The following is a 22908-nucleotide window of genomic DNA, read 5'->3' on the forward strand; positions in this document are numbered from 1 at the left end:
TCGGCTAGCGTGCCGGGCATGCCCGTCGCGGTCGTCACCGACTCCACCGCCTACCTTCCGCCCGAGCTGGTGCAGGCGCACCGGCTGACCGTGGTGCCGCTGACCGTCGTGCTCAACGGCGCGGAGGGGCTGGAGGGGGTGGAGACCTTCCCCGCCGACGCGACCCGGGTGCTCAGCGGCCGGCGGGTCACCGTCAGCACCTCCCGCCCCGCCCCGGAGCAGTTCGCGCGGACGTACCGCGAGCTGCTGGCGGCCGGCGCGGACGGGGTGGTGTCGGTGCACCTGTCGGCGGAGCTTTCCGGCACGGTCGAGGCGGCACAGCTCGCCGCCGCCGAGGTCGGCGACCGGGTCACGGTGGTCGACAGCCGCGCCACCGGCATGGCCCTGGGCTTTCCGGTGCTCGCCGCCGCCACGGCCGCCGGCTCCGGCGCCGACCTGGCCGGGGTACGCGACGCGGCGCTGGCCGCCGTGGCCCGCACCACCATCTGGTTCTACGTCGACACCCTGGAGTTCCTGCGCCGCGGCGGCCGGATCAACGCGGCCGAGGCGCTGCTCGGCACCGCCTTCTCGGTGAAGCCGATCATGCACATGCCGGACGGGGCGATCGTGCTCCGGGACAAGGTCCGCACCGCCAGCCGGGGCATCGCCCGACTGGTCGACCTGGCCGTCGAGGCGGCTGGCGACGACGACGTCGACCTGGCGGTGCACCACCTCGCCGCGCCGCAACGCGCCGAGCAGCTCGTCGAGGCGCTGACCGCCCGGTTCGGCGACCGGCTGCACCACATCCACGTCACCGAGGCCGGTGCGGTGGTCGCCGCCCACGCCGGCCCCGGTTTGGCCAGCGTGGTCGTCCACCGGCGCTCCGATCCGGCATCCTGAACCCTCGGGCCGGTCGCCGTGCGGCCGGCGGGAAACGGGGGAGCGGCATGTCGTACGTGGTGACCGGCGGTGGCCGCGGTATCGGCCGCGCCGTGGTGGAGCGACTGCTCGCCGACGGCGGCCCGGTGGTGGTGGTCGAGCGGGACCCGGACGCCCTGGCCTGGCTGCCCGCGCACCCCGCTGCCGACCGGCTGGCCCCGGTCGTCGGCGACGCGGCCGACGAGCGGGTCGCCGGGCGGGCCGCGGACCTGGCCGAGGGTTTCGCGCCGCTGGCCGGCTGGGTCAACAACGCGGCGGTGTTCCGGGACGCCTTGGTGGAGTCCGCGACGGCGGTCGAGGTGTGGGAGCTGATCGGCCTCAACCTGCGCCCCGCCGTGGTCGGCGCGGCGACGGCGGTGCGCCGGTTCCTCGCCGCCGGCACCGGTGGCGCCGTCGTCAACGTCTCGTCCCACCAGGCCCGCCGGCCGGTGCCGGGCTGCCTGCCGTACGCCACCGCGAAGGCGGCCGTCGAGGGGCTGACCCGGGCGCTGGCCGTCGAGTACGGGCCACGGGGGATCCGGTGCAACGCCGTCGCGCTCGGCTCGATCGTCACCGAACGGCACCTCGCCTTCCTGGCCGAGCGGGAGCCCGCCGAGGCGACGTGGATCGGCACGGAGCTGGCCCGGCTGCACCCGGTCGGCCGGCCCGGCCGGGTCGACGAGGTGGCCGACGCGGTGGCGTACCTGCTCTCCGCCACCTTCGTCAACGGCGTGACCCTGCCGGTCGACGGAGGGCGGGCGGTGCTCGGCCTGGACCCCGAAGCCCGCTGACCCGGCCTAGCCGCATGCCCTCAAGGAGCCATCAACCAGTGAACCCGCTGACTCCCGGCTCGTCGGTGATCGGCCTTCCATCCGGACCTGGACAGGAAGAAGCGCCGCCCCGGGTGCGAACGGCGCTGCTGAACGGTGGGAACCTGGGCCCGTCCGCCTCAGTCGTCCTCGCGCATGATCTGGTCGAACTCCTGCGGCGTGATCATGCCCAGGCGGAGCATCCGGGCGTGCGCCGCGAACTTGCCGACCTTCTTGTGGACGGGCAACTGCCCCGGCGTCGCCAGCCCGGCGCGGACCATCATCGCCTCGAACTCGTCCCTGACTTCCTTCGGGTTCCCCATATCCATCCGATGATCATGGCCGCTTCAGGGCTTCAACGCATCCCACGGACGGCCAACTGGCCGGCCTTCTCCGTATGAAGAAGCCTCAACACCGTGGCTACCTCGAGATCGGCGTGAAGTCGCAGAAGCTCCGCGCCTAGCACAACCGCGCATGATCAGGCGGTTGTCCACAGGGCGACGGCTCGTCCACAATCGACGATGCTCGGGCGGCGACCGGGCCGGGTCCCACCTAGGTTCGCCTCGTGTCAGACGACGAGGAGACGATGGTGCGCCGGCGGCTCTTCCGCCTGGTCGAGGCGGTGTGGCCGGAGGGCGGGGCGGAGCCGTCCCCTTCCGCACCGCCGCCACTCGCCGCTCCGTCACCGTCGGCCGGTCCGGCGCCGCACACTGCTCCCTCGGCCCACGCCGGCCGGGCCGTCGACGCGACGTCAGGGCCGGGGACCGGCGAGGCGGCACCCACCTCGGCGGGGTCGCTGCTGCCGGGGCCCGGCGCCTTCGACCCGGGCCGCCGGGGAGTGCGTGCCCTGGCCGCCGTCGCGGTGGTCGTGGTGCTCGGCGCCGGGTTCTGGGCCTGGCGGTCCCGGCCCCAGGCGGAACCGGTGGCCCCCACCTCGGCGGTCTCGGTGACCGGTCCGTCCACCGCGGCGCAGGCGGCCACGACGCCCGGCGGCGAGCTGGTGGTCGCGGTCGCCGGCAAGGTCCGCCGCCCCGGGCTGGTCCGGGTGCCCGCCGGCGCGCGGGTCGCCGACGCGGTGCAGGCGGCCGGTGGGGCGCTGCCCGGGGTCGACGTGGCGCTGCTCAACCCGGCCCGGAAGGTCGCCGACGGGGAGCTGATCCTGGTCGGTGTCGCCGCGCCGCCCGGCCAGCCCGCGCCGCCCGGCGGTCCGCCGGCCGCCGGTGGAGCACCCGGGCCGGGTGGCCTGCTCAACCTGAACACCGCGACGCTGGCGCAGCTCGACGCCCTTCCCGGCGTCGGTCCGGTGCTCGCCCAACGCATCCTGACCCACCGTGACCAGCAGGGCGGCTTCCGGTCGGTCGGCGACCTGCGTCAGGTCGACGGCATCGGCGACGCCCGGTACGAGCAGCTGAAGGACCTGGTGACGGTGTGAGGCGGGCAGCCGTGCCGGACGGGTCCGGCAGCCAGCCCACCGAGGACGTCCCCGACCTGCGGTTGGCCGGGCTGGCGGTGGCCGCCTGGCTGGCCGCACTGGCCTGCCTGCACCTCACCGCCCCGGTCGCCGCGCTGCTCGCGGCCGTCGCCGCGGGGCTCGCCGGGCTGCTCGGCGCGCACCTGCTCGGGATCCTCGGCCGACCCGCCGCCCCGGCCCGCAGGTACGGCTGGATCGTCGCGGCGGTGCTGATCGGCGTGGTCTGCGGCGCCAGCGCCACCGCCGCCCGGCTGCACGTCCGGGACGCGGCCCCGCTGCGCGGCCTCGTCGACGAGCGGGCCCGGGTCACCGCCGAGATCGTCCTGCGCGACGATCCCCGCCCGGTGCGCGGCGCGCCGGGTCGCCCCACGACCCTGCTGGTCGCGGCCGAGCTGGTCCGCCTCACCGGCCCGGACGGGCGGCGGGTCGGCGGACCGGTCCGGGTGCTGGTGCTCGCCACCGACCCGGCCTGGCGGGGACGGTTGCCGGGGCAGCGACTCACCGCAGAGGGCCGGTTGACCGCCCCGCGCGGCGGCGACCTCACCGCCGCCGTGCTGACCGTGGCGGGCCCGCCGGTGCCGCACGGGCCCCCGCCGTGGCTCCAGCGGGCCGCCGGCACGCTCCGCGCCGGGTTGCAACGGGCCTGCGCGCCGCTGCCCGACGAGCAGGGTGGCCTGCTGCCCGGCCTCGTGGTCGGCGACACCAGCCGGCTGCCGGCGACGGTCGAGGAGGACTTCCGGGCCACCGGGATGACCCACCTCAACGCGGTCTCCGGCTCCAATGTCGCCATCGTGGTGGGTGCGGTGCTGCTGCTGGCCCGCTGGGCGCGGGCCGGTCCGCGGGCCGCCGCCCTGCTCTGCGTACTGGCGCTGGTCGGCTTCGTGGTCCTGGTCCGCCCGTCGCCGAGCGTGGTGCGGGCCGCGGCCATGGGCGCGATCGGGCTGGCGGCGCTCGCCGCCGGGCGCGGCCGGGCGGCGTTGCCCGCGCTGGGCGCGGCGGTGACCGTCCTGGTGCTGGTCGACCCGGAGTTGGCCGGAGACCCCGGCTTCGCGCTCTCCGTGCTGGCCACCGGCGGTCTGCTGCTGCTGGCACCCGGGTGGCGGGACGCGCTGCGGCGGCGGCGCGTGCCGGTGGGGCTGGCGGAGGCGTTGGCCGTCCCGGCGGCGGCGCAGCTCGCCTGCGCACCCGTGGTAGCCGGCCTGTCCGGGACGGTCAGCCTGGTCGCCGTACCGGCGAACCTGCTGGCCGTGCCGGCCATCGCGCCCGCCACGGTGCTCGGTGTGGCGGCGGCGGCCGTCTCCCCGGTCTGGCCGGCCGGTGCCGAGTTCGCCGCCTGGCTGGCGAGTTGGCCGGCGTGGTGGCTGGTGACGGTGGCCCGGGTCGGCGCGCGCCTGCCGGCGGGCACCGTGCCCTGGCCGGGTGGGGTGCCGGGCGCACTGCTGCTGGCCGGGCTGACCGTGGCGCTGCTGGTCGCCGCCCGCCGTCCGGTGGTCCGTCGCCTGGTGGCGGTCGGCACCGTGGCGGTGGTCGTCGGCACGCTGCCGGTCCGGCTGGTCGCCAGCGGCTGGCCGCCGCCCGGCTGGGTGCTGGTGGGCTGCGCGGTGGGCCAGGGGGACGCCCTGGTGCTGCCCGTGTCGGCCGGTCGCGCGGTGGTGGTCGACGCCGGCCCGGAGCCCTCCGCCGTGGACGGCTGCCTGCGCCGGCTGGGCGTACGGGAGGTCACGCTGCTGGTGGTGAGCCACTTCCACGTCGACCACGTCGGCGGGGTGGCCGGGGTGTTCCGGGGGCGACGGGTGGCGGCCGTGCTCACCCCGGCGCTCACCGAGCCGGCGACCGGACGGGAGTTGGTCACCGGGGCGGCGGCCGGGGTGGCCGAGGTGCGACCGGCGACGGCCGGGTGGTCGTACCGGGCCGGTGGGGTGGAGTTGGCCGTCGTCGGCCCGCCGTACCCGATGCGGGGCACCCGGTCCGACGCGAACAACAACTCGGTGGTGCTCCGGGCCGTGGTGGCGGGGGTGCGCATGCTGCTCGCCGGGGACGCCGAGACCGAGGAGCAACGCGCGCTGCTCGACCGGCTCCCGCCCGACGCGCTCCGCGCCGAGGTGCTGAAGGTGGCCCACCACGGCAGCGCCTACCAGGATCCCGCGTTCCTCGACGCGGTGCGGCCGGCCGTCGCGGTGGTGCCGGTCGGCGCCGGCAACGACTACGGGCACCCGAGCCCGTCCATCCTGGGCCGGCTGTCCCGCGGCGGCGCCCGGGTGCTGCGGACCGACACCGACGGTGACGTGGCCGTGGTGACCGGGCGGCACGGGCTGGCCGTGGTGGCCCGGGGCCAGGCGCCCGGACGACGCTGAGCCGCCACCCCGGATCGATCCAAATTACTCCATTAGGCGGCGCAATCCCGATAAATGTCTGGATTTGCGCTGACTGCGGGGTGCGCCGTCACAGCCGCCGATGACCAGGCCCGATCCCGCAGTGGACCGTGCCAAGATGGGCGACGTGACCGCCGCCAGCCTCGCTCCCATTCTGCTCGTCCTCGGCGACGAGGAGTTGCTCGCCACGCGCGCGGTGACCGAGGCGGTGGCGACGGTGCGCGGCGTCGACCCGAACGTGGACGTGCGGGAGTACCAGGCCGGGCAGCTCACCGTCGGCGAGATCGCCGAGATGCTCAGCCCGTCCCTCTTCGGCGGGCGGCGGGTGCTCGTGCTCCGCGCCGCGCAGGACGCCCGCAAGGACCTGGTGACCGCGCTGCTGGCGTACGCGAAGAATCCCGACCTCGACGTGCAGCTGGTGGTGCTGCACGTCGGCGGCGCCAAGGGCAAGGCGTTCGCCGACGGCCTGAAGGCGGCCGGCGCCACCGTGGTGCCGGCGGCGAAGCTCAAGGGGCACCGGGAACGGGTCGCCTTCGTCCGCGACGAGATCCGCCGGGGCGGGGGGAGGTGCGGCGACGACGCGGCCGAGGCGTTGATCGCCGCGGTCGGCACCGACCTGCGCGAACTCGCCGCCGCCTGCTCCCAGCTGATCGCCGACACCGACGGGCGGATCGGCGCCGACACGGTGGCCCGCTACTACCGGGGGCGGGTCGAGGTGACCGGCTTCACGGTCGCCGACGCGACCATGATCGGCGACGTCCCGGCGGCGCTGGAGGCGTTGCGCTGGGCCCTGCACGTCGGGGTGGACCCGGTGCCGATCGCCGACGCCCTCGCCGACGGGGTGCGCACCGTGGCCCGGGTCGCCGCGGCCGGCCGGGGCGACCCGTACCAGCTGGCCAGCACGCTCGGCATGCCGGCCTGGAAGATCAAGAACGCGCAGCAACGGGCCCGGGGCTGGACCCCGGAGGGCCTGGTCGAGGCGATGCGGGCCGCCGCCGAGTGCAACGCGGCGGTCAAGGGCGGCGCGGACGACCGGGCGTACGCGTTGGAGAAGGCGGTCTTCTCGGTCGCGGCCGCGCGGCGGGGCGGCGCCCGGTGACCGGAACCACCCGTACGGCGTGGAGCACCGTGCCGAGCGAGGAGGAGCGGTACCGGCCGCTCTACGCCCGGGCGCTGGGGCTGCGCTTTGTCAACCCGGGCGGGGTGCTCTGCTTCCTCTTCTTCGAGGGCGCCGTGGCGCTCGCCGCGCTGCTCGCCCTGGCCGAGCTGGTGAGCTGGTGGACGGTGGTGGTGCTGCCCGTCGCCGTCGCCGCGATGGTCAAGCTGAACGACGTGGTGGCCGAGTGGGTGGTCCGCTCGGCGGCGCTGGTGCCGGAGCAGGAGCGGGACCGGTTCCGGCGGCAGATGGAGCCGGTGGTCGGACGGGCCCGGGTGCCCCGGACCGTGCCCGGTGTGGTGGTTGCCACCGAGCCCCAGCGCGTCCCGGCGTGGCAGCGGCGGCAGGCGCAAGGGCCGTCGGAACCGCGTCGGCCTGCCGGCCCGGGCGGACACCCCGCCGACCGCCCCTGACCCGATCCACCCTGACCCGGCCGCCCTGCGGTCGAGGCGGTGACGGGTGCGTCCGACCTCACGGCAAGCACCGCACCGCGTGCAGTGCCGTCCCCGCACGCCGCGCCGTATCCGGCTCCCGCCTTCCATGATCACGCTCGACCCGCGCCGCCTTCCATGATTGCGCTGGATCCAGGAAGTAGTGGCTTCCCCGCGGGTCCGAGGCCACTGTTTCCTGGATCGAGCGCGATCTTGGCGGGTGCGCCGCAGCGCGGGTGGTCGGACGCGGGATGGCGTGCCCGGGGGTGGGGGGACCAGCACCAGCACCAAGGGGCGCCCAGGGCGGTGGCGGGCGCGGGGCGGGGCCCGTCCAGCGCCGGTGGGTGGACAGGCTGAAGCCCCGGGCGTCGGCCCGGGGCTTCAGGTTAGGTCTGTGGTCGCTCGGTCAGACCGAGAGCGAGCCGACGCGCTTGGCGATCGCCGACTTCCGGTTGGCCGCCTGGTTGGCGTGGATGACGCCCTTGCTGGCGGCCTTGTCCAGCTTGCGGGCGGCGTCACGCATGAGAACGGTGGCCTTCTCGGCGTCACCGGCCTCCGCAGCCTCGTTGAACTTCCGGATGGCGGTCTTCAGCGACGACTTGACCGACTTGTTACGCAGCCGGCGCTTCTCGTTCTGCCGGTTGCGCTTGATCTGGGACTTGATGTTCGCCACGCGACAGCCTCGTCTTGATAGCTCGGTTTGGTCTGCTTCCGCGCGCGACGAGCAGGGTTCATCGCTGCGCGAAGAGCCAGGTTACCAGGTCGGCCGGGACGAGCCAAAACGGCTCGGCCCCGGCCCCGTCGGGCGAGCGCCGGCCCATCGCTGAACCGGTGGTGCGCCGCGCCCTCAGGAGAGACCGAGGGTACGCCCGGAACCGCCCCGGCGGGGTGGCTCGGGGCCTCGGCGGTCGAGGTGGGGAAGGGGCCAAACGCGGCCAGGGGCACGTCCGGTGGCGCGTCGGCCGTGGCCGGGTGGCCGGCGAAGACGGTGCCGGAGTCCGGTCGCCGGCGTACCCGGTGGGCCAGCAGGCCGGCGCCCACCACTCCGGCGCTGCCGGCCGGCGCCCGGCCCGAGGTCTGCCAGACTGCCAAGCCATGAGGACCGACGACTTCTGGCAGTTGATCGACCGCGCGCGGGCCGGCGGCGGGGGCGAGCCGGGCGCGGTCGCCGCCCGGGCCGTCGCCCTGCTCGCCGAGCGCGATCCGGAGGACATCGTCGGGTACGCCCACCACCAGGCCCGGGTACTGGCCGCCTCGCACAAGGCGGATCTGTGGGGAGCGGCGTACCTGATCAACGGCGGCGTCTCCGACGACGGTTTCCACAGCTTCCGGGGCTGGCTGATGACCCAGGGGCGGGAGGTCTTCGCCCGCGCGGTCGCCGCCCCGGACTCCCTGGCCGAGCTGCCCCGGGTGCGTGCCGCCGCGCTCAGCGGCGAGGAGTTCTCCGCGGCGGAGATGCTGGCGGTGCCGTGGGACGCGTACCGGAAGGCCACCGCGACCGAGCTGCCCGGTGACCGCGACCCGGTGCCGGTGCCGGACCTCAACGACCTGTGGGACTTCGACGACGAGGGTGAGGCACGGCGGCGGCTGCCGAAGTTGGCGGCGCTCTTCGTGGAGCCACCCGAGGAGTGAGCCCCGGGGGAGTGCGCCCGGGGCGGGTCGCGGCACCCGAGGAGTGATCGGACCGCTTCCGGAGCGACGTGGGAGCATAGAGGGGGCCGGCGTCGCGCCGGCCCGCTCGCTCACGTCAGCCGACCAGAACGGACCGCTGTGCCACCGACGCTCGATCCCGGCGCTCACGCTCCTGGTGCCACCGACCCGGCGCGCATCAGGAACTTCGGCATCATCGCCCACATCGACCACGGCAAGTCGACCCTGGCCGACCGGATGTTGCAGCTCACCGGCGTGGTCGACCCCCGGCAGATGCGGGCGCAGTACCTCGACCGGATGGACATCGAGCGCGAGCGCGGCATCACCATCAAGAGCCAGGCCGTCCGGATGCCGTGGACCATCCGCGAGGGCGACCGCACCGGCGAGCAGGCCGTGCTCAACATGATCGACACCCCGGGCCACGTCGACTTCACCTACGAGGTCTCCCGCTCGCTGGCCGCCTGCGAGGGCGCGGTCCTGCTGGTCGACGCCGCGCAGGGCATCGAGGCGCAGACGCTGGCCAACCTCTACCTCGCGCTCGAGAACGACCTGCGCATCATCCCGGTGCTCAACAAGATCGACCTGCCGGCGGCGCAGCCGGAGAAGTACGCCGAGGAACTGGCCCACCTGATCGGCGGGGACCCGGCCGACTGCATCCGGGTCTCCGGCAAGACCGGCGAGGGCGTGCCGCACCTGCTCGACGAGATCGTCCGGCAGTTCGTTCCGCCGGTCGGCGAGGCGGACGAGCCTGCCCGGGCCATGATCTTCGACTCGGTGTACGACGTGTACCGGGGCGTGGTCACCTACGTCCGGGTGATCGACGGCCGGATCAGCGCCCGGGACCGGATCAAGATGATGTCCACCGGCGCCGTGCACGAGCTGCTGGAGATCGGCGTCATCTCGCCGGAGATGGTGAAGGCCGACGCGCTCGGTGTCGGTGAGGTGGGTTACCTGATCACCGGCGTGAAGGACGTCCGTCAGTCCCGGGTCGGTGACACGGTCACCATCAACTCGCGGCCGGCGCGGGAGGCCCTGGGCGGCTACAAGGACCCGAAGCCGATGGTCTACTCCGGGCTGTACCCGATCGACGGCTCCGACTACCCCAACCTGCGTGAGGCACTGGACAAGCTCAAGCTCAACGACGCCGCGCTCGACTACGAGCCGGAGACCTCGGGGGCGCTCGGCTTCGGCTTCCGCTGCGGCTTCCTCGGCCTGCTGCACCTGGAGATCATCCGGGAGCGGCTGGAGCGGGAGTACAACCTCGATCTGATCTCCACCGCGCCGAACGTGGTCTACCGGGCCATCACGGAGGACGGTCAGGAGATCGTCGTGACCAACCCGAGCGAGTACCCGACCGGCAAGATCGCCGAGGTGTTCGAGCCGGTCGTGCGGGCCACCGTGCTGACCCCGAACGACTACGTCGGCGCGGTGATGGAGCTCTGCCAGGGCCGCCGGGGCACCCTGCTCGGCATGGAGTACCTCTCCGCCGACCGGGTGGAGCTGCGCTACACGCTGCCCCTCGCGGAGATCATCTTCGACTTCTTCGACCAGTTGAAGAGCCGGACCAAGGGCTACGCCTCGCTGGACTACGAGCCCTCCGGCGAGCAGGCGTCCGACCTGGTGAAGGTGGACATCCTGCTGCACGGCGAGCCGGTGGACGCGTTCAGCGCGATCGTGCACAAGGACAAGGCGTACAACTACGGGGTCACGATCGCCGCGAAGCTGCGCAACCTGATCCCGCGCCAGCAGTTCGAGGTGCCGATCCAGGCCGCCATCGGCAGCCGGGTCATCGCCCGGGAGACCATCCGTGCCATCCGCAAGGACGTGCTCGCCAAGTGCTACGGCGGTGACATCAGCCGTAAGCGCAAGCTGCTGGAGAAGCAGAAGGAAGGCAAGAAGCGGATGAAGATGGTCGGCCGGGTGGAGGTCCCGCAGGAGGCCTTCATCGCCGCGCTCTCTTCCGACGGCGACGCCAAGGCGCCCGGCAAGAAGTAGTTCCTCCACCGCCACGACGAAGCGGCCGGCGCCCCCGTACCCACGGGACGCCGGCCGTTCGCCGTGCGCGCTCCCAACTGTCGTACCGATGAATTTCTGCGGTGTCCGGCGGGCCGGCGGCCGGCGCTCCGTGCCCGCCCTGAGCTGCGCGGACATCCCGGCGGGGGGCAACCGACGCGGTATCGGAGCATTGACGACGGACGACAGCGACGGTGATGAGTCGGTTTGGATTTTCGGCGGTTCGGGCATCTACCGGTCACGACAGGAACCACACACATCGTGTGACTCATCTTGAGGAGGAGGGCGACCGTGGAGCTCACCGTTTGGGGCATCATCACCGCCATCGTTGTTGGTCTCATCGTCGGCGCTCTGGGCCGCCTGGTCGTGCCGGGCCGCCAGAACATGCCGATCTGGCTGCACATGCTGATCGGCGTCGGCGCCGCGCTGCTCGGTACCGTCCTCGCCCGGGCGATGGGCATCGCCACCGAGACCGCCGGTATCGACTGGGGCGAGCTGCTGGTCCAGGTCGTGCTCGCGGCCATCGCCGTGGCCCTGGTGGCCGGTGTGGGTCGTCGCCGTAGCGTCACCCACCGGTAATCGCCGTACCGCACGCTCAGCGGGCGCTCGTTCCCCTCGGGGGCGGGCGCCCGCTCGCGTCCGCCCCCGTTCCGGCCGGGCGGGAGGAACAGCCCCGATCGTTCCCGAAGTCGGTTTGGAGTTTCCCGCGTACGGGAATCTATCGATCACGACAGCAACCGCGCATCGTATGACATACCTACCTGAAGGAGGACGGTCGTGGAGCTCACCGTCTGGGGCATCATCACCGCCATCGTTGTTGGTCTCATCGTCGGCGCTCTGGGCCGCCTGGTCGTGCCGGGCCGCCAGAACATGCCGATCTGGCTGCACATGCTGATCGGCGTCGGCGCCGCGCTGCTCGGTACCGTCCTCGCCCGGGCGATGGGCATCGCCACCGAGACCGCCGGTATCGACTGGGGCGAGCTGCTGGTCCAGGTCGTGCTCGCGGCCATCGCCGTGGCCCTGGTGGCCGGCGTGGGCCGTCGCCGCAGCGTCACCCACCGGTAGTTCGCGCCAACTCGCTTCGCGGGCGCCCGACCCCCAGGGGGCGGGCGCCCGCTCGTGTCCGCCCGAGCGCTGCTCAGCGGCGCCCGCCGCCCCGTGCCACCCGCCCTCGGCTGCGATACGGTCGCCTCGCCCCCGACGGCCCCCTGTCGTAAAGGAATTTTTCCTACTAGGGTGCGGCAGAGAAGGTTAGTGCCAGACGGGCGCGAGGGAGATATGGCGTGAACAGGTGGAAGCGGCTGGCCCCGGTAACCGCCGTCGTGGCCTCGGCCGCGATGGTGCTCACCGGTTGCGGTGGCTCCGGCGACGACGAAGCCGCCGACAAGAGCAAGCTGACGGTCTGGATGATGGGCGAGGGGAGCGACGCCCAGACGAAGTTCCTCGACCGCGTCGAGACCGAGTTCCGGCAGAAGCACCCCGACACCGACGTGGTGGTCCAGTACATCCCCTGGCTGGAGGCGCCGAAGAAGTTCCAGGCGGCGCTCGCCGGCGGTGAGGGCCCGGACGTCACCGAGCTGGGCAACACCGAGACCCAGGGCTGGGCGGCCCAGGAGGCGCTCGCCGACGTCACCGGGAAGATGTCCGGCTGGGCGGAGAGCAAGGACATCCTGCCGGACCTGGTGAAGAACGCCCAGCTCGACGGCAAGCAGTACGGCGTCCCCTGGTACGCCGGCGTCCGCGGCATCTACTACCGCACCGACTGGTTCGCCGAGGCCGGCGTGAAGACGCCGACGAACTGGGAGGAGCTGGTCGCCGCCGCCAAGGCCGTGCAGGCCAAGAAGCCGGGCACCTACGGCATCGCGCTGCCGGGCAACTCCGAGCTGCCCTTCTACTCGTTCCTCTGGGGCGCCGGCGGCGAGATCGCCACCAACCAGGGCGGCACCTGGAAGTCCGGCTACACCAGCCCGGAGGCCCAGAAGGCGGTCAAGTTCTGGACCGACATGGTCACCGTGCACAAGGTCGCCCCGCCGGCCGCCGCCGGCTGGAACGAGATCGACGCCCGCACCCAGTTCGCCACCGGCAAGGCCGCGATGGCCTTCGCCGGCAGCTGGCAGGGCGGCGCCATCAAGAAGGACAACCCCGACATCGAGAAGGTCTGGGGCACCTTCCCCATCCCCGGCCCGGACGGCAAGCCGGCCCCCGCCTTCGCCGGCGGCTCGGACATCGCACTGTGGAAGGACAGCAAGAAGCAGGACCTGGCGTGGGACTACCTCACCGTCCTGCTGAACAAGAAGAACGCCAAGACCTTCGCCAGCAGCCTGAACTTCTTCCCGGTCTACTCCGACCTGGTCAGCGGCGGCGAGTACGCCAACGACAAGATCATGGCCGCGTTCGCCACCACCCTTCAGAACACCAAGGTCACCCCGCTGACCCCGAAGTGGGTGGAGGTCAGCCGCACCAAGACGGTGACCCAGGCGATGAACAGCTCGGTCATCAAGGGTCAGAAGACGGTCGAGCAGGCCACCGCCGACGCGGCCGCCGAGATGGAAAGCATTCTCAACGCCAAGTGAGCACCCTGACCAAGGCCACCGGGACGGCCGCCGCGCGGGAGACCCCCGCTCGGCGGCCCTCCCGCGTGGACCGCCTTCCGTACCTGCTCCTGCTGCCCTGCCTGCTGGTCATCGGGGTGCTGCTGCTCTGGCCGCTCGGCCAGGTGGTGGCGATGTCGTTCTACAAGCTGGACAGCGTCCGGCAGTTGCGCGGCGACCGCGAGTGGCCGTGGGTGGGGCTGGCCAACTACACCCAGATCCTCGGCGATCCGTTCTTCCGTACGGTGCTGCGCAACACCGTGCTCTTCGCCGCGGCGAACGTGGTGCTGACGATGATCCTGGGCACCCTGGTCGGGCTGCTGCTCAACCGGTTGGGCCGGAAGATGGCCACCTTCGTCGCCAGTTGCGTGATGCTCGCCTGGGCCACCCCCGCGCTCACCGGCACGATCGTCTGGAAATGGATCTTCGACGACACCAGCGGCCTGGTCACCTGGCTGTTCAACGCGCTACCGGACGGGCTGTCGACCGCGCTCTTCGGGCGCAGCGACTGGACCGGCTACGGCTGGTTCAACTCGCCGCTGCACTTCTTCGCCATCCTCACCCTGGTGGTGGTCTGGCACTCGTTCCCGTTCATCGCGGTGAGCGTGCTCGCCGGGCTCAAGAGCGTGCCGAGCGAGCTGCACGAGGCGGCCCGGGTCGACGGGGCCGGGCCGTGGAAGGTGTTCTGGAAGATCACCTTCCCGCTGCTCCGGCCGGTCTTCGGGATCCTGATCGTGCTCTCCACGATCTGGGACTTCAAGGTCTTCACCCAGCAGTTCGTGCTGGCCGGCGGCACCCAGGACCGGCCGACGTTCATGCTCTCCATCTACTCGTACGCCGAGGCTTTCTCGCCGCCCCCCAAGTACGGCGTGGGCTCGGCCATCGCGGTCATCCTCACCCTCATCCTGCTGGTGGTGACCGGTCTCTACGTCCGCATGGTGCTCAAACAGGAGGACGAGTCGTGAAGAAGATCGCCCTCAACGGCGCGGGCCTGCTGGTGGCCCTCTTCGCGGCGTTCCCGGTCTACTGGATGATCGCCACGTCGTTGAAGCCGAACCAGGAGATCTTCTCGGCGACACCCCGCCCGGTGCCGGCGGAGCCGACCCTGGCGCACTACCGGGAGATCCTCACCGGCAACCTGATCCCCGGCGTGACGTTCGCCGACTTCTTCCTCAACAGCGTCCTCGTCGCGGTGAGCACGGTGCTGCTCAGCGGCCTGGTGGCGCTGCTGGCCGCCACCGCGGTGGCCCGGTTCCGGTTCCGGCTGCGGACCAGCTTCCTGATCATGCTGCTGGTGGTGCAGATGATTCCGCTGGAGGCGCTGGTCATCCCGCTCTTCCTGATGATCCAGCGGCTCGGCCTGTACAACACCCTGCCCAGCCTGATCCTGACCTACCTGGGCTTCTCCCTGCCCTTCGCGGTCTGGATGCTGCGCGGCTTCGTCGCCGCCGTGCCCAAGGAGCTGGAGGAGGCGGCCGCGATCGACGGGGCCAGCCGCGCCCAGACCTTCCGGCGGATCCTCTTCCCGCTGGTCGCGCCCGGCCTGGTGGCGACGAGCATCTTCTCGTTCATCACCGCCTGGAACGAGCTCATCTTCGCGTTGACCTTCGTCAACGACCAGGACCGGTACACCCTGCCGGTGGCGATGACCTTCTTCTTCGGGCGGGACGACACCGCCTGGGGGCCGGTGATGGCGGCCTCGACGCTGTTCACCCTGCCGGTGATCATCTTCTTCCTGCTGGTGCAGCGCCGGATGGTCTCCGGTCTGGTGGCCGGCGCCGTCAAGGGCTGAGGCGCGGGGAGGGCCCCGGGTCGACGCCTTCGGCGGCGGCGGGGGCCCCACCGCGCGCCCATCGCAAGATCCACAAGACGCCGCCGCCCCGGCGCGGCGACTAGGCTGACCGCCATGACGGGCAGGGTGGCGGCGGTGAACCTCGGCATGGTGACCGAGGCGGAGTGGGCGGGCGACGCGAGCGGCCGCAGCGGCATCGACAAGCGGCCGGTCGACGGCCCGGTGCTGCTGCGCGTGGACGGTGTCGCCGGGGACTTCATCGGCGAGCGCGCCCACCACGGCGGTCCCGACCAGGCGGTCTACGCCTACGCCGAGGAGGACGCCCAGTGGTGGGCCGACGAGCTGGGCCGGGGCATCCGGCCCGGCGGCTTCGGCGAGAACCTGACCACCTGGGCGGTGGACGTGACCGGCGCGGTGATCGGCGAGCAGTGGGCGGTCGGTTCCGCGGTGCTCCAGGTGACCAAGCCCCGCACCCCGTGCACCACCTTCGCCGGTTTCTGGGGGGTGCCCGACCTGATCAAGCGGTTCACCGCCCGGGCGGCCCCCGGGGCGTACCTGCGGGTGCTGCGGGAGGGCGAGGTCGGCGCGGGTGACCCGGTCGAGGTGCTGGACCGCCCGGCGCACGGGGTGACCATCGGTGAGGTGTTCCGGGCGACGAGCCTCGAACCGGAGCTGCTGCCCCGGCTGCTGGACGTGCCGGAGCTGCCCGAGCCCCTCCTCGACAAGGTCCGCCGCCGGCTCGCCGGCTCCCGCTGAGCCGGCTCACCGGCGCCCGCCGGCCGTCGGCTTCCGGCGGTCAGCCCTCGGCGAAGACCTCCGCGAGCACCTGCGCCTCGGCGGGCCGGCCGTCGGAGACCTTGGCCCAGGTGCCCTCGTCGGCGGTCCACTCCAGGTTGCCGAAGCGGACCCGCTTCACCCCGTGGTCGGGGGCGTGCGACACCAGCCAGTGCGCGTACCGCCAGCCGTCGCGGCGATCGGGGGCGGGCACGGTCAGACCGGTCAGCTCGGCCACCGAGCCGGTGCTCTGAAGGCCCCAGTCCAGGGTCAGTCCGCGGGTCAGAGCGGCGGCGGCCGCCGCGCCCCGCATCACCGGCGTGCGGCCGACCGTGCAGGCCACCGCCCCGGTCGCCTCGCCGAGCAGGGCGCGGGTCAGCACCTCCGACTCGTCGGCCCACTTCTGGTACGCGGTGGGGAAGGCGGAGCGCTGCACCGCCTGCGCGGCGTCGGTGACCCGCATCTGCTCCCAGCCGCGCACCTTCTTGAGCGCGGCGTAGAACCGGTTGGCCGCGTACCGCTGGTCGCGGATCTCCGCCGGCGTGCCCCAACCCTGGCTGGGGCGCTGCTGGAAGAGCCCGACCGAGTCCCGGTCACCACCGGCGAGGTTGCGCAGCCCGGACTCCTGGTACGCGGTGGCCAGCGCCACCACCACCGCCCGCTCGGGCATCCGCCGCTGGATGCCGATCGCCGCGATGGTCGCCGCGTTGGCCATCTGGTCGGCGTCGAGCAGGACCCGGCCGTCGGCCTGGACGGTGCAGCTGCGGCCGGCGGTGGGGAGGCGGAGCTGACCGCCGAGTTGACGGGCGACGACCCAGATCCCGAGAACGGCGATGACCGCGACCACAACACCCGCTGCCACAATTGCCCGAGTTCGCACCGGCACCTCCTGTTTCAGGGTTCCCAGCGTACGTCTCCGAAAAGGTGAGTCGGGTCGGCCGACCGGTTCGCGTTCTCGGGATGATACGAACAAATCAGCGCCAACCGCCGCCGTTGCGGTGAGACTCCTACCGCGCCTGGTCTGCCGGACCACCGTCGGGAGCGGGCACCCAGCGAGCCAATCGCTTCTCCCGGAAGGCCAGCACCCCCTCGCGACCCTCCTCGGAGAGGAAGAAGCCGGTGGAGAGCGCCGACAGCTCGGCGATCTCCGCGCGCAGGTCGTCGGCGGGCGGTCGGCGCAGTAGCTCCTTCGCGCCGGCGAGCGCCCGCGGCGCCCCCCGTACCAGCGAGGCGCAGTAGCGCTCCACCGCGGCGTCCAGCCCGTCCGCCGGCACCGCCGCGGTCACCAGGCCGACCTCGGCGGCCCGCCGGCCGTCGAAGGTGTCGCCGGTCAGGTAGAGCTCGGCGGCGGCCCGGGGGTGCAGCCGGGGCAGCACGGTGGCCGAGATGACCGCCGGGATGACGCCGATGCGGACCTCGGTGAAGGCGAAGGTGGCCTCCTCGGCGCAGACCGCCAGGTCCGCCGCCGCGATCAGGCCCAGCCCACCGGCCCGCGCCGGCCCGCCGACCTTCGCCAGCACCGGCTTCGGGCACTCCCGGACCGCCACCAGCACGTCGCCGAGCATCCCCGCCGGCACCGTGCCGCTGGCGTACGCCGCCGCGGTCTCCTTCAGGTCCGCGCCGGAGCAGAAGACCGGGCCGGTGTGGTCCAGCACGATCGCCCGGACGGCGTCGTCGGCGACCGCCGCGGCGATCCCGGCCAGCAGCTCGGTCATCAGGGCGGTGGAGAGCGCGTTGCGGTTGTGCGGACTGTCCAGGGTGAGCGTGGTCACCCCACGGGCCGCGGAGACCCGCACGAGGCGGTCGGGAGAGGTCATGCCGGGCACACTAGTGGCCATGCCCGGCCTCCTTCCAGAAGGCGAATCCGTCCCCGTCGACGGGTCGCTGCCCGCCACCGCCCTGAGCGCGGTCGGCGCGCGCGGTTTCGGGGTGTACGTCCACGTGCCGTTCTGCGCCAGCCGCTGCGGCTACTGCGACTTCAACACCTACACCGCCGCCGAGCTGGGCGGGGGCGCCGACCGGGAGTCGTACGCCGACACCGTGCTGGCCGAGCTGGCGCTCGCCGCCCGGGTGCTCGGCGACACCCCGCCGCCCCGGGTCGACACCGTCTTCGTCGGCGGCGGCACGCCGACCCTGCTCCCCGCCGACGACCTGGCCCGGATCCTGGACGGCATCGACCGCACCTGGGGGCTGGCCGCCGACGCCGAGGTGAGCACCGAGGCCAACCCCGAGTCGGTCACCCCGGCGTCGCTGAAGACGCTGCGGGCGGCCGGCTACACCCGGATCTCGCTGGGCATGCAGTCCGCCGCGCCGGGGGTGCTGGCGGTCCTCGACCGCCGGCACAGCGCCGGCCGGGCCACCGCCGCCGCGCTGGAGGCGCGCGACGCCGGCTTCGACCACGTGAACCTCGACCTGATCTACGGCACGCCGGGAGAGAGCGCCGAGGACTTCGCCGCCTCCCTCGACCAGGTGATCGCCGCCGGGGTGGACCACGTCAGCGCGTACGCCCTGATCGTGGAGGACGGCACCCGGCTCGCCGCCCGGATGCGCCGCGGCGAGCTGCCGTACCCCTCGGACGACGTGGCGGCGGACCGCTACCTGGCCGCGGAGGCCGCCCTCGGCGCGGCCGGCTTCTCCTGGTACGAGGTGTCGAACTGGGCCCGCTCCGAGGCGGCCCGGTGCCGGCACAACCTGCTCTACTGGACCGGCGCGGACTGGTGGGGCCTCGGCCCGGGGGCGCACAGCCACGTCGGCGGGGTGCGCTGGTGGAACGTCAAGCACCCCTCGGCGTACGCGAGGAAGCTGGCCGCCGGACAGTCGCCGGGCCTGGCCCGGGAGCTGCTGACCGCGGACGAGGCGCACATGGAGGACGTCATGCTGCGGCTGCGGCTGGACTCCGGGCTGCCGCTGGCGGCGCTGGACGACGCGGGCCGGGCGGGCGCCGGGCGGGCGCTCGCCGACGGGCTGCTCGCCCCGGCCGAGTACGCGGCGGGGCGGGCCGTGCTCACCCTGCGCGGGCGGCTGCTGGCCGACGCGGTGGTCCGCGACCTGCTGCCCTGAGCGGGCGGCGGCGAGGCGGATCGACCGCCGGAGCGGCCGGCCGGCCCGAAGGCCGGCCGGTGCTCACTTGATCATGCTGATGCTCATCGGGTAGCGGTAGAGCTGCCCCTCGTTGGCCTTGACGCCGGCGAGGATGCCGAAGATCACGCCCAGGACGACGGCGGCGCCGACCGCGAGGAACCCGACCAGGATGCAGCTCAGGATCCACCCGACCAGGCCGATGATCGACCAGAGCAGCTGGAAGTTGAGCGCCGCCACGGCGTGCTGACGCACCGTCGGCGACTGGCTGCCCCGGGCCAGCATGGCGACCAGCGGGGGGAGCCAACCCAGCACCCCGCCGCTGACGAACATCGCCACGGCGCCGCCGAAGTGCGCGATCAGCGCCCAGGTCTTGTCCTCGTTGCTGGCCCAGCCGCCGCTCGGGGCGCCGTACGCGCCGCCGGTCGGGTAGCCGGCGCCGGGTGCGGAGTAGCCGCCCGGTGGGGGGTAACCGCCCGACGGCGGCTGGGCGCCGGGGGGTGGCGGATAGCCGCCGGGCGGGGGATAGCCGCCCGCCCCCGGTGCCCCGGACAGTGGTGCGGTGGGCGGCTCGTACGACGAGCCGTAGGGTGCGGTGGGGTCCGGCCGGTCGCCGGGGTCCCCCGCGCCGGGAGGGCGAGGTGGTTCAGTCATGAACGTCACGGTAGGGGCTGCCGGCAAGGGGGCACCAGAGCGCCACTGGCCGGGAATGTCCGGCTGTCCGGCCCTGCCGGGCACGGGCGCGCGCGGGACCGCGGGGATGGTCCGTCGCTGATCATCGCGTCGGCGGGGGCGCCGACGTAGACTGGCACTCGCTACAGTCGAGTGCCAGAGCGCTCGCCCGGGCGTCCCAGGCACCCCGGGCCACGTGCGTCAGGAGGTGGGGAGATGGGTCTCGACGACCGCAAGTTGGCCGTGCTGCGCGCGATCGTCGAGGACTACGTCGCCACGCAGGAGCCCGTGGGCAGCAAGGCGCTGGTCGAGCGGCACCAGCTCGGGGTCTCCCCGGCGACGGTCCGCAACGACATGGCCGTGCTGGAGGAGGAGGGCTACATCCGGCAGCCGCACACCAGTGCCGGCCGGGTGCCCACCGACCGCGGCTACCGGCTCTTCGTGGACCGGCTCTCCCGGGTCAAGCCGCTCAGCCCGGCCGAGCGCCGGGCGATCGAGCGCTTCCTGGTCGGCGCGGTCGACCTGGACGACGTGGTGCACCGCACGGTCCGGCTGCTGGCGCAGCTCACCCGGCAGGTCGCCGTCGTGCAGTACCCGTCGCTGGCCCGCTCCTCGGTGCGCCACCTGGAGCTGGTGCCGATCTCCACCACCCGGCTGATGCTGGTGATGATCGCCGACACCGGCCGGGTCGAGCAGCGGCTGGTGGAGCTGCCCGCGCCGGTCCCGGCCGAGGACGTCACCGACCTGCGCCGGCTGGTCAACGAGAAGCTGGTCGGCAGTCGGCTGTCGGACACCCCGCCGCTGGTCCAGGCCCTCGTCGACGAGTCGGCGCCGCACCTGCGCGGGGCCATGACCACCCTCTCCACCGTGCTGCTGGAGACGCTGGTCGAGCGGCACGAGGAGCGCATCGCACTGGCCGGCACCGCCAACCTCACCCGGGGCGGCCTGCTCGACTTCCAGGGCTCGCTGCGGCCCATCCTCGAGGCGCTCGAGGAGGAGGTCGTGCTGCTCAAGCTCATCGGCGAGACCGAGCCGAGCACGACCCGGGTGCTGATCGGCGACGAGAACGAGGTCGACAACCTCCGCGCCGCCTCCGTGGTCAGCACCGGGTACGGCCCGGGCGCGACCATCGTCGGCGGCCTCGGTGTGCTGGGGCCCACCCGGATGGACTACCCCGGCACCATCGCCACGGTGAGGGCCGTGGCACGCTACGTGGGCGAGCTGCTGGCCCAGAACTGACCCAAGGCAGGGGCCGGCGGTCGGCTCCGGCCGACGACCGGCGCAACGCGAGACGAACATGAGGACACCGAACGCAGTGGCCAGGGACTACTACGGCATTCTCGGCGTGAGCCGGGAGGCCTCCGACGACGAGATCAAGCGCGCCTACCGCAAGCTGGCGCGGCAGTTCCACCCGGACGTCAATCCGGACCCGGAGGCACAGGAGAAGTTCAAGGACATCAACGCCGCGTACGAGGTCCTCTCGGACGACCGGAAACGGCAGATCGTCGACCTGGGCGGTGATCCGCTCGCCCCGGGCGGCGGCGGTGCCGGCGGCCCGGGCGGTCCGGGCGGAACCGGTCCGTTCGTCGGCTTCCAGGACATCATGGACGCGTTCTTCGGCGGCGCCGGCGGTGGCGCCCGGGGCCCGCGCCCGCGTACCCGGCCGGGCGCGGACGCGATCCTGCGGCTGGAGCTGGACCTGCACGAGACCGCGTTCGGCGTCGAGGCGCCGATCACCGTCGACACCGCCGTGCTCTGCACCACCTGCTCGGGTGCGGGCACCGCGGCCGGCACCCACCTGGCCACCTGCGAGGCGTGCGGCGGCCGGGGCGAGGTGCAGTCGGTGCAGCGCACCTTCCTCGGTCAGGTGGTCTCCGCCCGCCCGTGCACGGTCTGCCAGGGCTACGGCACCACCATCCCGCACCCCTGCCCGACCTGCGCCGGTGACGGCCGGGTGCGCACCCGCCGCTCGCTGACCGTCAAGATCCCGGCCGGGGTCGAGGACGGCATGCGGATCCGGCTGGCCCAGCAGGGCGAGGTCGGTCCGGGCGGGGGCACCGCCGGCGACCTCTACGTGGAGATCCACGAGCGGCCGCACGACGTCTACTCGCGCAAGGGCGACGACCTGCACTGCCGGGTCACCGTGCCGATGACCGCCGCCGCGCTCGGCACCCGACTGACCATCAAGACGCTGGACAGCGAGGAGACGGTCGACGTCAAGGCCGGCACCCAGCCGGGCAGCACGCTGCGGCTGCGCGCCCGGGGCGTGCCGCACCTGCGCGGCACCGGCCGGGGCGACCTCTACGTCCACCTGGACGTGCGGACTCCGACCAAGCTCGACGCCGACCAGGAGAAGATGCTCCGCGACTTCGCCAAGACCCGGGGCGAGGAGGTCGCCGAGCTGACCAAGCAGGGTGGCTTCTTCTCCCGGATGCGCGACGCCTTCAACGGGCACGCCTGAGGTGTCCGCGCCGCTGTTCCTGGTCGAGGCGCTGCCCACCGGTGACTCGCTGGTCCTGGACGGCCCGGAGGGCCACCACGCGGCCACCGTGCAGCGGCTGCGCGTCGGTGAGGAGCTGCTGCTCGCCGACGGTCGGGGTGGCACGGCGACCGCCGTGGTCACCGTCGTCGGCCGGGGCACCCTCGAGCTGGCGATCGGCTCCCGGGGGTACGTCGACGCGGACGTCCCCCGGCTGGTCGTGGTGCAGGGCATCGCCAAGGGGGACCGGGGCGAGCTGGCCGTGCAGGCGATGACCGAGGTCGGGGTGGACGAGATCGTGCCGTGGGCGGCGTCCCGCTCGGTGACGCAGTGGCGCGGCGACCGGGGCGTACGGGCCCGGGAGAAGTGGGTGGCGACCGCCCGGGAGGCGGCCAAACAGGCCCGCCGGGCGTGGCTGCCGGTGGTGGCCGGCGCCCCGGACGAGTCCACGGTCACCGTGGCGCGGCGGATCGCCGGGGCCCGCGCCGCGTTCGTGCTGCACGAGGAGGCGCAGGAGCGGCTGACCAGCGTCGAGCTGCCGGAGTCCGGGGAGATCGTCCTCGTGGTCGGCCCCGAGGGCGGCATCGCCCCGGCCGAGCTGACCGCCTTCACCGAGGCCGGCGCCACCCCGGTCCGCCTCGGCCCCACCGTGCTGCGCACCTCCACCGCCGGCGTCGCCGCCCTGACCGTCCTGGCCACCCGCCTCTCCCGCTGGTGACCCCA

23 protein-coding genes are annotated in these 22908 nt (G+C 73.5%); 18 read left to right on the forward strand and 5 right to left on the reverse strand.

The window, feature by feature from the left end:
• Positions 1-18 precede the first annotated feature (18 nt).
• Together V6U79_RS18485 and V6U79_RS18490 are read left to right on the forward strand one after the other, a co-directional pair.
• Complete coding sequence (locus V6U79_RS18485; protein WP_334615304.1) at positions 19-879, forward strand: DegV family protein; 861 nt, start codon at positions 19-21, stop codon at positions 877-879.
• A gap of 47 nt (positions 880-926) precedes the next feature.
• Entirely contained in the window at positions 927-1688 is a 762-nt protein-coding gene (locus V6U79_RS18490; protein ID WP_334615305.1) for an SDR family NAD(P)-dependent oxidoreductase, read from the forward strand.
• A gap of 158 nt (positions 1689-1846) precedes the next feature.
• Here V6U79_RS18490 and V6U79_RS18495 read toward each other — a convergent pair whose 3' ends face one another.
• Positions 1847-2035, reverse strand: coding sequence for a hypothetical protein (locus V6U79_RS18495; RefSeq protein WP_334615306.1), 189 nt, complete (start codon positions 2033-2035; stop codon positions 1847-1849).
• 236 nt (positions 2036-2271) lie between these two features.
• Here V6U79_RS18495 and V6U79_RS18500 point away from each other — a divergent pair, with 236 nt between their 5' ends.
• From V6U79_RS18500 to V6U79_RS18515, 4 genes are all read left to right on the forward strand, one after another.
• On the forward strand, positions 2272-3138 hold the full coding sequence (locus V6U79_RS18500; protein ID WP_334533965.1) for a ComEA family DNA-binding protein: 867 nt from the start codon (positions 2272-2274) through the stop codon (positions 3136-3138).
• Positions 3135-5531, forward strand: coding sequence for a ComEC/Rec2 family competence protein (locus tag V6U79_RS18505; protein ID WP_334615307.1), 2397 nt, complete (start codon positions 3135-3137; stop codon positions 5529-5531). Before V6U79_RS18500 ends, V6U79_RS18505 begins: the two co-directional genes overlap by 4 nt.
• A 136-nt stretch (positions 5532-5667) precedes the next feature.
• Positions 5668-6648 carry a DNA polymerase III subunit delta gene (gene holA, locus V6U79_RS18510; RefSeq protein WP_334615309.1) on the forward strand — a complete coding sequence of 327 codons (981 nt, stop codon included), beginning with the start codon at positions 5668-5670 and terminating at the stop codon, positions 6646-6648.
• Positions 6645-7118 (forward strand): hypothetical protein, encoded by a 474-nt coding sequence (locus tag V6U79_RS18515; RefSeq protein ID WP_334615310.1) that lies wholly within the window; start codon positions 6645-6647, stop codon positions 7116-7118. Before holA ends, V6U79_RS18515 begins: the two co-directional genes overlap by 4 nt.
• Positions 7119-7542: 424 nt before the next feature.
• Here V6U79_RS18515 and rpsT read toward each other — a convergent pair whose 3' ends face one another.
• On the reverse strand, positions 7543-7809 hold the full coding sequence (gene rpsT / locus V6U79_RS18520) for a 30S ribosomal protein S20 (protein WP_334533953.1): 267 nt from the start codon (positions 7807-7809) through the stop codon (positions 7543-7545).
• Between the two features lie 422 nt (positions 7810-8231).
• On the opposite strand from rpsT, the gene V6U79_RS18525 reads away from it, so the two are divergent.
• The 8 genes from V6U79_RS18525 (at position 8232) to V6U79_RS18560 (ending at position 15938) form a co-directional block, all read left to right on the forward strand.
• Entirely contained in the window at positions 8232-8768 is a 537-nt protein-coding gene (locus V6U79_RS18525; RefSeq protein ID WP_334615311.1) for a DUF4240 domain-containing protein, read from the forward strand.
• 138 nt (positions 8769-8906) lie between these two features.
• Positions 8907-10781, forward strand: coding sequence for a translation elongation factor 4 (lepA, locus tag V6U79_RS18530; RefSeq protein WP_334533948.1), 1875 nt, complete (start codon positions 8907-8909; stop codon positions 10779-10781).
• A gap of 309 nt (positions 10782-11090) precedes the next feature.
• Positions 11091-11378: a GlsB/YeaQ/YmgE family stress response membrane protein gene (locus tag V6U79_RS18535; RefSeq protein WP_334615312.1), complete on the forward strand. Its 288-nt coding sequence runs from the start codon at positions 11091-11093 to the stop codon at positions 11376-11378.
• A gap of 198 nt (positions 11379-11576) precedes the next feature.
• Complete coding sequence (locus V6U79_RS18540; protein WP_334615312.1) at positions 11577-11864, forward strand: GlsB/YeaQ/YmgE family stress response membrane protein; 288 nt, start codon at positions 11577-11579, stop codon at positions 11862-11864.
• 218 nt (positions 11865-12082) lie between these two features.
• The gene (locus tag V6U79_RS18545) at positions 12083-13372 is read left to right on the forward strand and encodes a sugar ABC transporter substrate-binding protein (RefSeq protein ID WP_334615314.1); all 1290 of its coding nucleotides are present in this window, start codon (positions 12083-12085) and stop codon (positions 13370-13372) included.
• Positions 13369-14355, forward strand: a complete 987-nt coding sequence (locus V6U79_RS18550; protein ID WP_334527984.1) for a carbohydrate ABC transporter permease — start codon at positions 13369-13371, stop codon at positions 14353-14355. Before V6U79_RS18545 ends, V6U79_RS18550 begins: the two co-directional genes overlap by 4 nt.
• On the forward strand, positions 14352-15182 hold the full coding sequence (locus tag V6U79_RS18555; protein WP_334527987.1) for a carbohydrate ABC transporter permease: 831 nt from the start codon (positions 14352-14354) through the stop codon (positions 15180-15182). Before V6U79_RS18550 ends, V6U79_RS18555 begins: the two co-directional genes overlap by 4 nt.
• A 114-nt stretch (positions 15183-15296) precedes the next feature.
• Entirely contained in the window at positions 15297-15938 is a 642-nt protein-coding gene (locus V6U79_RS18560) for an MOSC domain-containing protein (RefSeq protein WP_442933342.1), read from the forward strand.
• Positions 15939-15978: 40 nt separating this feature from the next.
• Here the strand turns inward: V6U79_RS18560 and V6U79_RS18565 are convergent, their stop codons facing one another.
• Positions 15979-16842 carry a hypothetical protein gene (locus tag V6U79_RS18565; RefSeq protein ID WP_334527990.1) on the reverse strand — a complete coding sequence of 288 codons (864 nt, stop codon included), beginning with the start codon at positions 16840-16842 and terminating at the stop codon, positions 15979-15981.
• 121 nt (positions 16843-16963) lie between these two features.
• On the reverse strand, positions 16964-17773 hold the full coding sequence (locus V6U79_RS18570; RefSeq protein WP_334615315.1) for an enoyl-CoA hydratase-related protein: 810 nt from the start codon (positions 17771-17773) through the stop codon (positions 16964-16966).
• A gap of 19 nt (positions 17774-17792) precedes the next feature.
• Here V6U79_RS18570 and hemW point away from each other — a divergent pair, with 19 nt between their 5' ends.
• The gene (gene hemW, locus V6U79_RS18575) at positions 17793-19016 is read left to right on the forward strand and encodes a radical SAM family heme chaperone HemW (protein WP_334615348.1); all 1224 of its coding nucleotides are present in this window, start codon (positions 17793-17795) and stop codon (positions 19014-19016) included.
• Positions 19017-19079: 63 nt separating this feature from the next.
• Here the strand turns inward: hemW and V6U79_RS18580 are convergent, their stop codons facing one another.
• Entirely contained in the window at positions 19080-19688 is a 609-nt protein-coding gene (locus V6U79_RS18580; protein ID WP_334615316.1) for a DUF4870 domain-containing protein, read from the reverse strand.
• Between the two features lie 234 nt (positions 19689-19922).
• On the opposite strand from V6U79_RS18580, the gene hrcA reads away from it, so the two are divergent.
• From hrcA to V6U79_RS18595, 3 genes are all read left to right on the forward strand, one after another.
• Positions 19923-20945, forward strand: coding sequence for a heat-inducible transcriptional repressor HrcA (hrcA, locus tag V6U79_RS18585; protein ID WP_334527999.1), 1023 nt, complete (start codon positions 19923-19925; stop codon positions 20943-20945).
• A 76-nt stretch (positions 20946-21021) separates the two neighbouring features.
• Positions 21022-22167 (forward strand): molecular chaperone DnaJ, encoded by a 1146-nt coding sequence (dnaJ, locus tag V6U79_RS18590; protein ID WP_334528043.1) that lies wholly within the window; start codon positions 21022-21024, stop codon positions 22165-22167.
• Between the two features lies 1 nt (position 22168).
• Positions 22169-22903 (forward strand): 16S rRNA (uracil(1498)-N(3))-methyltransferase, encoded by a 735-nt coding sequence (locus tag V6U79_RS18595; protein WP_334528002.1) that lies wholly within the window; start codon positions 22169-22171, stop codon positions 22901-22903.
• The last annotated feature ends 5 nt before the right edge of the window (positions 22904-22908 follow it).

This window comes from Micromonospora psammae, from assembly GCF_036902725.1.
Taxonomy (GTDB): Bacteria; Actinomycetota; Actinomycetes; order Mycobacteriales; family Micromonosporaceae; genus Micromonospora.